This window comes from Prochlorococcus marinus XMU1402 (genome assembly GCF_017696205.1).
In the GTDB taxonomy this organism is placed as follows: Bacteria; Cyanobacteriota; Cyanobacteriia; order PCC-6307; family Cyanobiaceae; genus Prochlorococcus_A; species Prochlorococcus_A marinus_AC.
Map to the genome: position 1 here is coordinate 190,951 of NZ_JAAORD010000002.1, position 12,326 is coordinate 203,276.

Annotated in this window: 15 protein-coding genes; 7 read left to right on the plus strand and 8 right to left on the minus strand. The window is 32.9% G+C overall.

Annotation, left to right across the window (positions count from 1 at the left end):
- Positions 1-72: 72 nt before the first annotated feature.
- The 5 genes from argF to HA141_RS07205 all read right to left on the minus strand — a co-directional run bounded on the left by argF (position 73) and on the right by HA141_RS07205 (position 4,838).
- Positions 73-999 carry an ornithine carbamoyltransferase gene (gene argF / locus HA141_RS07185; protein ID WP_209118343.1) on the minus strand — a complete coding sequence of 309 codons (927 nt, stop codon included), beginning with the start codon at positions 997-999 and terminating at the stop codon, positions 73-75.
- A gap of 27 nt (positions 1,000-1,026) precedes the next feature.
- A complete protein-coding gene (gene ftsH / locus HA141_RS07190; RefSeq protein ID WP_209118346.1) occupies positions 1,027-2,889 on the minus strand; it encodes an ATP-dependent zinc metalloprotease FtsH in 1,863 nt (620 codons plus the stop codon).
- A gap of 109 nt (positions 2,890-2,998) precedes the next feature.
- A complete protein-coding gene (ribD, locus tag HA141_RS07195) occupies positions 2,999-4,096 on the minus strand; it encodes a bifunctional diaminohydroxyphosphoribosylaminopyrimidine deaminase/5-amino-6-(5-phosphoribosylamino)uracil reductase RibD (RefSeq protein ID WP_209118348.1) in 1,098 nt (365 codons plus the stop codon).
- Between the two features lie 15 nt (positions 4,097-4,111).
- Positions 4,112-4,612 (minus strand): DUF3122 domain-containing protein, encoded by a 501-nt coding sequence (locus tag HA141_RS07200; RefSeq protein ID WP_209118350.1) that lies wholly within the window; start codon positions 4,610-4,612, stop codon positions 4,112-4,114.
- Positions 4,587-4,838 carry a hypothetical protein gene (locus HA141_RS07205; protein WP_032513062.1) on the minus strand — a complete coding sequence of 84 codons (252 nt, stop codon included), beginning with the start codon at positions 4,836-4,838 and terminating at the stop codon, positions 4,587-4,589. The genes HA141_RS07200 and HA141_RS07205 overlap by 26 nt, the downstream gene beginning before the upstream one ends.
- 83 nt (positions 4,839-4,921) lie before the next feature.
- On the opposite strand from HA141_RS07205, the gene cbiE reads away from it, so the two are divergent.
- The gene (gene cbiE / locus HA141_RS07210) at positions 4,922-6,196 is read left to right on the plus strand and encodes a precorrin-6y C5,15-methyltransferase (decarboxylating) subunit CbiE (RefSeq protein WP_209118352.1); all 1,275 of its coding nucleotides are present in this window, start codon (positions 4,922-4,924) and stop codon (positions 6,194-6,196) included.
- 13 nt (positions 6,197-6,209) lie between these two features.
- Here cbiE and HA141_RS07215 read toward each other — a convergent pair whose 3' ends face one another.
- Together HA141_RS07215 and pheS are read right to left on the minus strand one after the other, a co-directional pair.
- A complete protein-coding gene (locus tag HA141_RS07215; protein ID WP_025942499.1) occupies positions 6,210-7,118 on the minus strand; it encodes an NAD(+) kinase in 909 nt (302 codons plus the stop codon).
- Between the two features lie 70 nt (positions 7,119-7,188).
- Positions 7,189-8,196 carry a phenylalanine--tRNA ligase subunit alpha gene (pheS, locus tag HA141_RS07220; protein ID WP_209118354.1) on the minus strand — a complete coding sequence of 336 codons (1,008 nt, stop codon included), beginning with the start codon at positions 8,194-8,196 and terminating at the stop codon, positions 7,189-7,191.
- A 68-nt stretch (positions 8,197-8,264) separates the two neighbouring features.
- Between pheS and surE the strand changes: the two genes are divergently transcribed.
- Positions 8,265-9,074, plus strand: coding sequence for a 5'/3'-nucleotidase SurE (gene surE, locus HA141_RS07225; RefSeq protein WP_209118356.1), 810 nt, complete (start codon positions 8,265-8,267; stop codon positions 9,072-9,074).
- On the opposite strand, the gene HA141_RS07230 is transcribed toward surE, so the two are convergent.
- On the minus strand, positions 9,054-9,587 hold the full coding sequence (locus HA141_RS07230) for a DUF3611 family protein (protein ID WP_025913739.1): 534 nt from the start codon (positions 9,585-9,587) through the stop codon (positions 9,054-9,056). The two genes, surE and HA141_RS07230, sit on opposite strands and share 21 nt — an antisense overlap.
- A gap of 68 nt (positions 9,588-9,655) precedes the next feature.
- On the opposite strand from HA141_RS07230, the gene HA141_RS07235 reads away from it, so the two are divergent.
- From HA141_RS07235 to HA141_RS09725, 5 genes are all read left to right on the plus strand, one after another.
- Positions 9,656-10,579 (plus strand): bifunctional riboflavin kinase/FAD synthetase, encoded by a 924-nt coding sequence (locus HA141_RS07235; RefSeq protein WP_209118358.1) that lies wholly within the window; start codon positions 9,656-9,658, stop codon positions 10,577-10,579.
- A 7-nt stretch (positions 10,580-10,586) separates the two neighbouring features.
- Positions 10,587-11,642: a thiamine phosphate synthase gene (locus HA141_RS07240; protein WP_209118360.1), complete on the plus strand. Its 1,056-nt coding sequence runs from the start codon at positions 10,587-10,589 to the stop codon at positions 11,640-11,642.
- Complete coding sequence (thiS, locus tag HA141_RS07245; protein WP_209118362.1) at positions 11,632-11,841, plus strand: sulfur carrier protein ThiS; 210 nt, start codon at positions 11,632-11,634, stop codon at positions 11,839-11,841. Before HA141_RS07240 ends, thiS begins: the two co-directional genes overlap by 11 nt.
- 113 nt (positions 11,842-11,954) lie before the next feature.
- The gene (locus tag HA141_RS07250) at positions 11,955-12,122 is read left to right on the plus strand and encodes a hypothetical protein (RefSeq protein WP_209118364.1); all 168 of its coding nucleotides are present in this window, start codon (positions 11,955-11,957) and stop codon (positions 12,120-12,122) included.
- Between the two features lie 68 nt (positions 12,123-12,190).
- A complete protein-coding gene (locus HA141_RS09725) occupies positions 12,191-12,322 on the plus strand; it encodes a hypothetical protein (RefSeq protein WP_257473164.1) in 132 nt (43 codons plus the stop codon).
- Positions 12,323-12,326 lie beyond the last annotated feature (4 nt).

A 12,326-nucleotide genomic window follows, 5' to 3' on the forward strand; every position in this document is an offset into this window, starting at 1 on the left:
TTAATGTCAAGACTAAAACAAATGTACTCTAATACATTTGTACCCTATCAATAGGTTGATTGCAAGTTTTATTTAATAAAGAAGGCAAGATAAAAGAGCTTGCTGAACGTGCATTCTATTCTCAGCCTGTATAAAAATCCTGCTATTTTTACTTTCAATTACTTCATCGGTAATCTCTTTAGATCTATAAGCAGGGAGACAGTGAAGAACAATTGCTTCGTCTTCTGCCTCTCTTAGTAGATCACTATTAATTGTAAATCCATCAAATTGCTTATCTTTTTGTTCTTTTCGAGTCTCTTCACCCATTGAGGACCAGACATCTGTGTAGATAACATTAGATCCCAAAATTGCAGTGTGAGGATCATTAGAGATACTCAATAAACTTTTATTTTGATATATTTCATTTGCTTTATTAATCACTTGAGAACTTGGTTCATATCCTCTAGGACATGCAATTCTTACTTCAACCCCTAACAAGGCTCCGCATAAAATTAGGGAATTGGCGACATTATTACCATCCCCAATAAAAGTCAAAACTATATTTTTAAAATCAGAAAATTCTTCTTTGATTGTCATAAAATCAGCCAAGGCCTGACATGGATGTTCTAAATCTGTGAGTGCATTAATAACTGGCTTAGAAGACCATTTTGCATATTCTTCTAAATCAGATTGATTAAAAGTTCTTATTGCAAGAACATCACAATATCTACTTAGCACCCTTGCCGTATCCTTTATTGGTTCACCTCTTCCAATTTGTGAAGTAGTAGGATTTAAGTCAATTGTAGTTCCACCTAGTCTTGACATTGCCACCTGAAAGCTGACTCTAGTTCTTGTAGATGACTTATCAAAAACTAATCCTAAGACTTTCTCTTGAAGTTTAATTTTAAGATCATTGTTCTTAAAATTTTCAGCAAGATCTAGTATATGTATAATTTCTTCTGTGGACATATCTAAATTTGATAAAAAATTATCGCTTGCTAACTTATACGGTTTCAACATCAATCTCTATTTTAAAACTAAATTCTACTATGCAGGCATTTTAGTTTCCTCAAGAAGAGTTTTTAAATCATCTCCTTCAATTACTTCTTCTTGAAGAATTTTCTGAGAAATTGATTCGAGTAAGGGTAAATTATTTCTCAATATCTTTAAAGCCGTTTCATGAGCGTCGTCTACTAGATCTCTAACTTCTTTATCAATAGCTTGAGCAGTCGCGTCACTAACTGATCTTCTTGGGTTGTTACCATTCCCCAAGAATTGACCTCCTCCTTGTTTATCGTAGGCTAATGGGCCTAGAATTTCACTCATACCAAAAGTACCTACCATTTGTTCTGCAATATCAGTTGCTCGTTGAAGATCGTTTGAAGCTCCAGTTGTAATTTTTCCAAAAACGACTTCTTCAGCTGATCTTCCACCAAGAAGAGTTGCAATTTGTCCTTTTAATTCTTCTTTGGAATTGAGGAATCTTTCTTCAGTTGGCAGTTGGAGTGTATAACCTAGTGCACTCATACCTCTTGGGACAATTGAAATTTTTGCAACTTTAGAACCACCAGGCATTAAATGACCAACAATGGCATGACCAACTTCATGGTAAGCAACAACCTTTTTTTCATCTTCTTGAAGTACTCTGCTTTTTTTCTCCAAGCCAGCTACTACCCTCTCAATAGCCTCGCTTAAATCTCGCTGCTCAACACTATTTCTTTTTGCTCTCGCAGCCAACAAAGCTGCTTCATTGACCATATTCGCTAAGTCTGCGCCAGCAAATCCACTTGTTGCCTGAGCAATAGAATCCAAATCAATGGATTCAGAAAGTTTTACCTTTTTAGTATAAATTTCAAGGATTGTCTTTCTTCCTGATAAATCAGGCCTATCAACTAAAACTTGTCTATCAAATCTTCCAGGCCTTAATAAAGCAGCATCAAGTACTTCTGGTTGGTTTGTAGCTGCAAGCACTATAACTGGTTTATCTGTTGATGCAAAACCATCCATTTCAGTGAGGAGTTGGTTTAAAGTTTGTTCTCTTTCATCATTGCCGCCAACAACTCCCATCGATCCAGAGCGACTTTTGCCGATAGCATCCAATTCGTCAATAAATATTATACAAGGAGCTTTCTTTTTGGCTTGTTCGAATAAATCTCTAACTCTCGCAGCACCAGCACCCACAAAAAGTTCTACAAATTCTGATCCTGAGATTATAAAGAAAGGAACTTCAGCTTCACCCGCAACAGCTTTTGAGAGGAGAGTCTTTCCTGTTCCAGGAGGACCTACAAGAAGAACTCCTTTGGGTATTCGTGCTCCAATATCGGTGTACCTTTCAGGTCTTTTTAAAAAATCAACTATTTCTGTTAATTCGTCCTTAGCTTCATCAACACCTGCAACGTCAGCAAATGTTACTTTCGAATCATCATCGGGAACATAAACTTTAGCTTTACTTTTAGTAAAACTTAAAGCTCCCTGCGCTCCTCCTCCTCCCATACTTCTTCTAGCAAAGAATTGTAACACAAGAATAAAGATCAATGGAGGAACCACCCAGCTCAAGATAGTTGAGAAAAAATTAGGTTTTTTTGGAGGAGCAGCGGCGAATTCCACCCCTTTATTTTCTAACCTTTGAGGAAGATCCATATCAAATATTGGGGTAGTAGCCAGCACAGAAGGTGCACCCTCTTCAGCTCCGTTTAACTCATATCTAATTTGTTCTTGGGTTATATATGCTCTCTTAACTTCCCCATCATTAACCTGATCTATAAACAAAGAATAGGGAACCCTAGGGATTTGCATATTCTGACTAGGGAAAAGGCTACTGAACAAAAGTAATGCTCCAACACCTATCAAAATGATATTTACAATTCCAAATCTTTTATTAGGTTGATTATCATCTTGTCTTATTGGCATGGTTGTAATCAATTTTGAACTTATTATAAACTAAACGAAGAGTTTCCGTATCTGTATTATTTTTTTTGGGTAAGAACCGAACGGTACTTTAACCCATGAAAAATTGGTATTAAAAATTTTTGAAAGAACCTTTAACACTCATATCATTACCAAACAACCTGACCCGTAGATCACTTAATTTAATAACTTTATCCATTTCTCTAAATTCAAAATCACTTAAAGGACTCATATTATTTTCACCACCTAAAATTTTTGGAGCAATAAAAGTAATAACTTCCTGAATACAATTAGATTTAATCGCAGCAGTGGCCAATCTTGGACCACATTCCCAAAGAACTTTATTGCATCCTCTTTTTGCAAGTATTTTTGAAATTAACTCTGGATTATCTGATGATACCTTTTCTACCTCTACACATTCAGGAATCCTTGAGAGGTAGCTTTCATTTGATGTAGAAGAATTATAAATAACTAAAGTTTTTGCTTTACTACAATCCCAAAGATGTGAATCTGAAGGGAGGTCTAAACTTTTTGTGAAAACAACTCGCAAAGGCTCGGGATTTTTGGAACCTCTACTAGTCAAAAACGGGTTATCTTTTCTTAGTGTATTTCCCCCAATGATTATTGCATCAAATTCTGCTCTAAAAGAATGAACTAATGACCTCGATTCATCATTAGTAATCCATTTACTTTTACCATTTTTTAAAGCTATTCTTCCATCTATACTCATTGCCCATTTAAGAACACCAAATGACTTTTTAGTAATATTCCTATGAATGAAAGCCTTATTTAGATCTAAGGATTCTTTTTTGCATAATCCTAAGTTAACTTGTATTCCAGCTTCTTTTAAAAGCTTAATACCTTTACCAGAGACTCTTTTATCAGGGTCTTCAATAGAAATATATACCTTTTTTATCCCAGAGGATATCACTTTATCTACACAAGGAGGTGTTTTACCTTGATGGCAACAAGGTTCAAGATTCACATACATTATCCCGCCTTTAGCGTCCTTTTTTAAGTTATTAAAAGCCATTGCCTCTGCATGAGGCATCCCTGCTTTGAAATGAAAACCTTCTGAAATAAGGTTTCCATATTTATCAAGTATCACCGCTCCCACATTAGGGTTAGGACTCGTTGTATTTTTGCCTAAAGAAGCCAAAAAAATTGCTCTTTTCATCCATTTTTTATGGCTTACATTTTTTTCAGACATCTCCAAAAATCAAATTCAGTTTATTGATCTCCACTCTTTAACAACAAAGGGTGGAACAGGCAACTCAGAAAAAACTCCTGACAAAGATAATCTTAATGGTCTATTTTTATCTAAATTTTTAATCAATTTGTCAAGATCGAATTCTGCCGCAGCTTGTCTTCCATCATTTGCTAATTCCACATTAAGTAATGTTTTATCATCTAAAAGCCACTGTTTTCTACCTGATTCAACACTCAAGTAAGTGGGATGATCAATCCTAAGATTTCCTGGATATCCTATTACTCTCAAGATCAATTTATCTTCAAAAAGAGGTGATTTATAAGCTACTAATTGCCAAGTTTCAAAGTCCAAGTCCCTTAAAAACTCACTGCTAGCATTTATTAATTTCCCATTTATTTCTGTTTCTGCAACTTCTGCAGATACTTTTAATGGGTTAAAAATAAAAAATAGTAGTAAAAGTAAAGGTAATATTCCTTTTAAAAAAAATTTTTTATTTGATTTTGTAATTTTCTTCATTTTCAGAATCCATCAGGGCATCAAGAGTTACAGCTGTTCTTACAATAGCTTGATATCTTTTGATTATTTTACGATTTTTTTTTATAACTCGAGATAAATTCAAAGTGTCTTTTTCAGAATAGCTAGAGGTTAAATCGCTAGAATCTTCTTCAATAAACTCAAATTCACTATCTTTATTAATTAGAGTTAACAATAAATCATGTAATCTCTTTCTCCTTTCAGACAATTAATTTACTATGATAACTCGAATAATAATAAGATAATTCAATAAAACATTCAAATAATTTAGTTCCACTTCATTAAATATTCATGACTGAAGGTAATAGAAAAATTCATATAATTGGGATTAACTCTTATAAATTTGAGGATCTATCTTTCAAATTACAAAATCTATTTTTAGAAACAGAACATATTGCAGTTCCAAATTCATATTTTGAAGAAATTAAATCATGGAGTCAAAATAACTTAGAAAAAAAGAAATCATTTTTTTCGAGCTACAGTAATAACGAACTTGTAAACTGGTTGAGATCTCAAAAAAATGATGTAATTTTAATTTCGAGAGGAGATCCACTTTGGTTTGGAATTGGGAGAATATTACTAGAAAATTTTTCAAAAGATGAATTAAGTTTTTACCCTTCAAATACTTGCATTCAGTTAGCATTTAGTAAGCTAAAGATCCCATGGCAAGATACGGTTAATGTGAGTATTCACGGCAGAGATTCGACTAAGTTAGTTGAGTCTCTCAAATCAAGGCCTTCAAGTTTGGCGATTATTACAGACTCTAATAACAAAAGTTTAGAAGTAATCAAAAAACATTTATTAGAGTTAAATCTTACTGACTTCTATGATTTTTGGCTCTGCGAAGAGATAGGCTTCGACAATGAAAATATACGCAAATTAAATCTTAAAGAGTCATTACCATCTGATATATCAAGTTTAAACATTGTTGTTCTTACAAAAACAAAAAAAAAATTTTTTAAAAATAATATCCCTCTTTTCGGAATCAATGACAGTATTTTTAAAACTTTTGATGACAGACCAAATTTATTAACCAAAAGGGAGATTCGCGTTCAAATATTAGCTGATTTAGAGCTCCCTAAAAATGGTGTCATTTGGGATATAGGAGCAGGTTGTGGATCAATTGGTTTAGAGGCAATAAAATTAAGGCCTGATTTAGACTTGTTTTGTATCGATAAAAGGATTGGATCAAAGGCATTAATACTAGAAAACTCGAAAAGACTTGGCGTAAAACCAAAATTTATTTTTGAGGAAGACATAATTAAAACCTTGAACACGAGAAATTTAAATTCTTTTGAAAAACCGAATAGATTAGTAATTGGAGGATGTGATAAGAAGACCAAACTACAAATTATAGATAAACTGGCTCAGAGTATGAGAATTGGAGATATTATCGTTATCCCAATAATTGACGTTCAAACTATTAAAGAGTTGAAAGAAGAATTAGAAGATAAAAATTTCAAAACAAATTTAAATTTAATTCAGACCTATAAAAGCTTAAGTATCGCTGAGGGAATGAGATTAGAACCAAATAATCCTGTTTTTATATTAAAAGGGAAAAAATAAATTTAAGTAATTGTTATTTGTCTGGTTTAGCCACATGGGGCAATCCCCAACCTAGTTTATTTCTTAAAACTTGGAAAAATTCATGATCTTCAAGTCTTATAAACTTCACCGAGTGTTTACTTTTTCTTATTAAAACCCTATCTTCAGGCCAAACATAACAACCAGCATTCCCATCAACAACCATTACTAATCTTTCAGGAGTAGCAGGGAAAACAGTTACTGGTTCTGAATCATTAAAAACAAGTGCCCTTGATGCCAACGAGTGTGGAGCAATTGGAGTTAATTGTACTACTGGACAATCAGGTGTAATAACTGGTCCTCCAGCACTCAGAGAATATGCAGTAGAACCAGTTGGAGTAGATAAAATTACTCCATCAGCCGAAATATCAACAGGAGCATGTCGCCCTATAGAAATCTCAAAGTGACACATACTTGTTAAAGGTTCTCTATGAAGAGCCATCTCATTAAGGCAAAGAGACTCCCATCTTCTCTGATCATTTCTCATTACACTAACTATAAAGCAAGTTCTTTCTTCAATATCCCAATTTCCAGCAATTATTTTATCTATAGCTTCATCTAAGTTAGATAAATAAGCTTCCGCAAGAAATCCTAAATGACCTGTATTTATTGTAAGAATTGGAATTTTAGCAGGAGCCGTTTGCCTTGCAGCAGAAAGCACCGTCCCATCTCCGCCAAGAACAATTGCAAATTCCATTGATGAATCAAACCCCTCAGGAACACAATTCGTATATCCCAAAGGACGAACATGTTGATCAGGATTTGCGAAACCAACCATCCCTCCAGAGCTGCTAACTCTCACAACTTCAAAATTAGATTTTTCCAATTTTTTTTGAACAGAAGTTGCAGTTTGAACAGCTAGTTCCTTTCCATCATTAACGATTAGTCCTGCTTTACGTACCAATCAAAAAATTAAAACTAGGACTATCTTAAACTAATTTGTTGGACAATCCTAATTTAAGAATTAAATACTATTAGAACTGTTCTAAGAATCTAATATCATTTGTATAAAATTTTCTGATATCGTCGATCTGATGTCTCACCATACAAAATCTCTCAACTCCTAATCCTGCTGCAAAACCAGTCCACTTCTCAGAATCTATTCCTAATTTTTCTAACACCTTTGGATCTACCATTCCGCAGCCCATTACTTCTAACCATTTACCTTTCCACTGGACGTCTACTTCTGCTGAAGGTTCAGTAAATGGGAAATAACTAGCTCTAAATCTTACAGGAATATCTCCAAAAAAGGTCTTTAAAAATGTTAGGACTGTTCCTCTTAAATGACTAAAGTTAATGTCTTGATCGATACATAAAACCTCAACCTGATTAAATACTGGTGAATGAGTAGCATCTACTGCATCTCTTCTGTATACTCTCCCGGGAGCAATAATTCTTACTGGAGGAGGATTTTTCTCTAAGTATCTTATCTGAACAGGAGAAGTATGAGTCCTTAAAAGTCGATTTTCATCTAAGTAGAAAGTATCCTGCATATCTCTGGCGGGATGATTTTTGGGTATATTGAGAGACTCAAAATTATAAAAATCAGTTTCTATTTCAGGGCCACTTTCAACTGAGTATCCTAAACCACAAAAAATATCTATTATTTCGTCTTGAGTTGAAATCAAAGGGTGTTTATTCCCGGGAGGTGTTCCAATTGAAGGGATAGTTACATCAATTTTTTCTTTTTTAATCTTTTTATTTAGGGCTTCGCTGTCTAGTTTATTTTTTCTTTCAGTTATTAGTTCTTGCAAATTTATCTTTATTAAATTTGCCTTCTGACCAATAATTGGTCTATCGGTTGCAGATAATTGACCCATTGTTTTTAAGATAATTGATAAATCACCTTTTTTCCCTAGCAAGGAAACTCTCAACTGATCCAGTTCTTCATGAGTATTAGAATTATCTATATTATTTTTTGCTGTTAGAGAAAGATTATTTAGTTTTTCCTCAATTTGACTTAATGATTCAATTTGACTCACTGATATAGTAAAAATAAGTATTGCTTTATCTTACTTAAATATTGTCCATAAATAAAATGTATTGATTAATGAAACCGTTAAATATATTAATTAGCAATGATGATGGTGTTTTCGCAGCCGGGATAAGAGCTTTAGCAAAATCAGCTCAACAAAGAGGTCATAAGGTAAAAGTAGTATGTCCTGACCAAGAAAGATCAGCTACTGGTCATGGTCTTACCTTACAATCACCATTAAGAGTGGAAAAAGCGGACGAATTATTTGGAGAAGGAATTGAAGCTTGGGGATGTTCAGGTACACCTGCTGATTGTGTCAAATTAGCACTATCTGAACTCTTGAATCATAAACCTGATCTGGTCTTATCTGGAATAAATCACGGGCCCAATTTAGGGACAGATATTTTTTGTTCAGGCACAGTTGCTGCAGCTATGGAAGGCACTTTAGAAAATGTTCCCTCCATGGCAATAAGTGTTGCTAGTTTTAAATGGAAGAATTTTGAATTTGCTGGAGAAATTGCAATGAATATTGCCGAACAAGCAATTAACGATAGTTGGCCAGCTTCACTTTTATTAAATTTGAATATCCCCCCCTGCGAAAAAAACAAAATAAAAGAATTGTCTTGGACAAGATTATCGGTAAGAAAATATAAAAATCAATTTTCCAAAAGGGAAGATCCAAGGGGTGACGATTATTATTGGTTAGCAGGTGAGGTTGTTTTAGATCTTAAATCAAAAGGTTATGGTCCAAAAAACTGGCCCAGCGATGTATCTCAAATACAAGAAAATAAAATATCCCTTACACCTGTAGAACCAGATTTATTTTGGAGAGGTAATTTAGACAACTTACCTAAAATTAATAATTCATTTGTAAATCCTTCTTAAAAGCCATAAAGAAAAGCAAAGTCCAAAAAAATGAGCAGCAATAACTTGAGTGTTACTAAGAACTGATAATATTTCAAGACCAGTAATTGGGATATCAGATGTCGCTGTTATCAATTGTCCAGTTGTTTGAGAGGATGCTTGTATAAATAAGGCTCCCATAAGAGCTTGATATCCAATTAATCCAAACAAAATTCCAAATAAATCAACTATTAGTCCTCGTTTTATCAATTTACTGGTTTGTCCTCTTGAGGGTCTTGCATTACTTGCGATTGCTCTTCCTGTTCTAACTATTAACCAACCTTGCCAAAGACTAAAAAGTAGTAAAATCAGGGATATTGTTGTAAGTGATAGACCAGGCGCCAAGCCAAGCTGTCCTTCGCTGTTATTTACAACATTTGAAAAAAGCAAAACAGCTGCAACAACAACACCTAGAATGGACTGAACCCAAAAGCGTATCCATCCAATGCGCCGCATTCCAAATGAAAGGGACTGAAAATCAATTTTGTCAGACATTCATTTGATTGAATAAACTGTAACCAATCCAAATTTGCCACTAAAATCATAAAATTGCACGTAATCTTTTGATCTCTTTAATATCGCCATCTGAAGTTAAAACTCCTACCTCAATAGCTATTGGAAGTTTTGATGGCCTTCATGCTGGCCACAGACAGTTAATAAAAAGTGTAGTTGAAGAAAATCAATATACTCCAACGATTGCAAGCTTCTGGCCTCACCCCAGAGAAGTTCTTTATAAAGAGACTCGTCTTAGACTTGATCTTCCTAATGAAAAACTTTCTATTCTTGAAGATTTGGGGATTGAACAATTAGTTCTGATTCCTTTTGATATGGAACTATCCAAATTAAGTGCAGAAAGATTCGTAAGAGATATTTTGATAAATCAATTACAGGCAAAAAACATTTCTGTAGGTGCTAATTTTAAATTTGGTTTCAGAAGAAGTGGAGACATAAATACAATAAAAAATATGATTAAGGATACGGATATTAAACTAAAAATTACTCCAATTTTAGAAGACAAGGAAGGTAGAATCAGCAGCAGCAGAATAAGAGATCTATTAGAGAAAAGTGATCTGAAAAATGCTTTCAAAATTCTTAATAGGCCTTATAGTTTTAATGGAAGGGTTGTTAAAGGTAAAGGAATTGGAAAAAGTATAGGATGGCCTACCGCAAATCTTGAAATAGATGGAAGAAAATTTTTACCTGGAGAAGGAGTTTACGCATCTTGGACAACCATAGAAAATTCCAACCAAAAAATTGAATCTGTTATGAATCTTGGCTCTCAACCAACAATAAATCCTTTATTGCCATCTGCAGTTGAAGTTCATTTAATAAATAAAGATATCGATCTATATGGTTTAAATCTATCTGTAGAACCTGTTGAAAAACTAAGATCTCAAATCAAGTTTAATAATATAGATCAACTTTCTAATCAAATTAAAAAAGATAGAGATAATGCTCTAAAAATTTTTAAAAACTATAAAAAATAAATTACAAATGCTGAATTCCAATACTAAAGACTCTGAGGATTTAAGAATTTATCAAATTATTGACGCTAATCTAGATAGAGCTAGAGAAGGACTAAGAGTATTAGAGGATTGGGCTAGATTTGGTCTGGGCAAAAAAAAATATGTTGAAAAGATTAAAAATTTTAGACAAATTTTAGGAAAAAATCATTTAGAAGTTTATAAACAATCTAGAAATCACATTGAAGACCAATGTAAAGGATTGACTCATCAAGAGCAAATCAACAGAAAAACGTCTGAGCAAATTATAAGTTCTAACTCAGCCCGAGTTCAAGAAGCATTACGAGTCATAGAAGAATTCTCGAGGCTACAGAATCATGAACTTTCAAAAATCGCTTCCGAAATTAGATATGAAATTTATACTATTGAAATTAACTTATTAAGTTACAGCAAGTTTAAGAAGTCGGAGGAAATATTAAAAGAGAATGACTTATATGTAATCACAGATCAAAAGGATAATTTATTAGAAATAATAGAAGAGATTTTAATTGCAGGAGTAAGAATTATTCAACATAGATTTAAAACGGGAACTGATCAAGATCATCTTCAAGAAGCAATTCAGATTAAAAATCTATGTAAAAGATATAATTCTTTATTTATCGTTAACGATAGACTTGATATAGCTTTAGCATCAAATGCTGATGGCATTCATCTTGGACAAGAAGATCTAGACTTGAAAACCGCAAGAAAACTATTAGGATATTCAAAAATTATTGGAATAAGTGCAAATAATGCAATTGATATTTCAAATGCTCTTAAGGAAGGTTGTGATTATTTAGGGATAGGGCCAGTATTTGAAACTAAAACAAAAAAGAATAAAAAACCTTTAGGTATTGAAAATATCAAAACATTAACAAAGGATTTAAATATTCCTTGGTTTGCTATTGGAGGAGTTACAACGAATAATATTTCGTATTTAAAAAGAAATGGTTTTAAAAAAGTTGCCTTAGTTTCGCAACTAATGAATTCTGAAGATCCAAAAGAAGACGCTATTATGATTTTAAAAGAGTTGTCTTATGAAAATTAGGGTAAATGGAGAGGAAAAAAAAATAGACCTTGATCAAGAAAATGCTCCATTATCTATAGTGTTAAATTCCATGGGATATAAACCCAACACAATTGTTGTAGAGTTAAATAATTTAATTATTAATTCTTTAAAATGGGAAAAAGTGAAACTTAAAGATGGAGATAATTTGGAAATAGTTTCAATAGTTGGAGGTGGTTAAAAAGATAAAAACTTAAATTATTAAGAATCTTCATAATTTTTTAAGTTTAAGCTTGAAACAATAACCAAATTTTTTCTGTTTTCGTTTTATATTTTTATTACTTATTTAAACCAATGAAAGAAAAAACTGATAATAACTCCAGGTCATTAAAATGGGAGCAAAATGGTGAGTTAGCCCATAAAGATTTAACGGAGCTAATTGAAAGATTAAAAAATGTAGAAAGTGAGCATACCTCCTCTGAGCTATCTCGATTAGGTACAAAATCAAACATAAAAGATTAAATTTGTTACTTAGATCTTGTTTTTATAAAAATTTGTACCAAATTAAAATTACTGAATATAAAAAATAAATGCCGAAAAGATTTCCCGAGTGGGTAAACACAGAGGTGGTAATTAAAGCAATCAAAATGAGAGACGAAGGAATGCTTTCAAAACAACTCAATTTATGGATAGAAAACCTATTAGAAATTGAAAAAAAGTAAGTTT

Excerpts from the sequence above, each read along its gene's own strand:
- surE (WP_209118356.1), top strand. The coding sequence starts at position 8,265 with ATGAAACCGTTAAATATATTAATTAGCAATGATGATGGTGTTTTCGCA.
- argF (WP_209118343.1), bottom strand. The coding sequence starts at position 999 with ATGTTGAAACCGTATAAGTTAGCAAGCGATAATTTTTTATCAAATTTA.
- HA141_RS09725 (WP_257473164.1), top strand. The coding sequence starts at position 12,191 with ATGCCGAAAAGATTTCCCGAGTGGGTAAACACAGAGGTGGTAATTAAA.
- HA141_RS07200 (WP_209118350.1), bottom strand. The coding sequence starts at position 4,612 with ATGAAGAAAATTACAAAATCAAATAAAAAATTTTTTTTAAAAGGAATA.
- thiS (WP_209118362.1), top strand. The coding sequence starts at position 11,632 with ATGAAAATTAGGGTAAATGGAGAGGAAAAAAAAATAGACCTTGATCAA.
- cbiE (WP_209118352.1), top strand. The coding sequence starts at position 4,922 with ATGACTGAAGGTAATAGAAAAATTCATATAATTGGGATTAACTCTTAT.
- HA141_RS07250 (WP_209118364.1), top strand. The coding sequence starts at position 11,955 with ATGAAAGAAAAAACTGATAATAACTCCAGGTCATTAAAATGGGAGCAA.
- ribD (WP_209118348.1), bottom strand. The coding sequence starts at position 4,096 with ATGTCTGAAAAAAATGTAAGCCATAAAAAATGGATGAAAAGAGCAATT.
- ftsH (WP_209118346.1), bottom strand. The coding sequence starts at position 2,889 with ATGCCAATAAGACAAGATGATAATCAACCTAATAAAAGATTTGGAATT.
- HA141_RS07240 (WP_209118360.1), top strand. The coding sequence starts at position 10,587 with ATGCTGAATTCCAATACTAAAGACTCTGAGGATTTAAGAATTTATCAA.
- HA141_RS07230 (WP_025913739.1), bottom strand. The coding sequence starts at position 9,587 with ATGTCTGACAAAATTGATTTTCAGTCCCTTTCATTTGGAATGCGGCGC.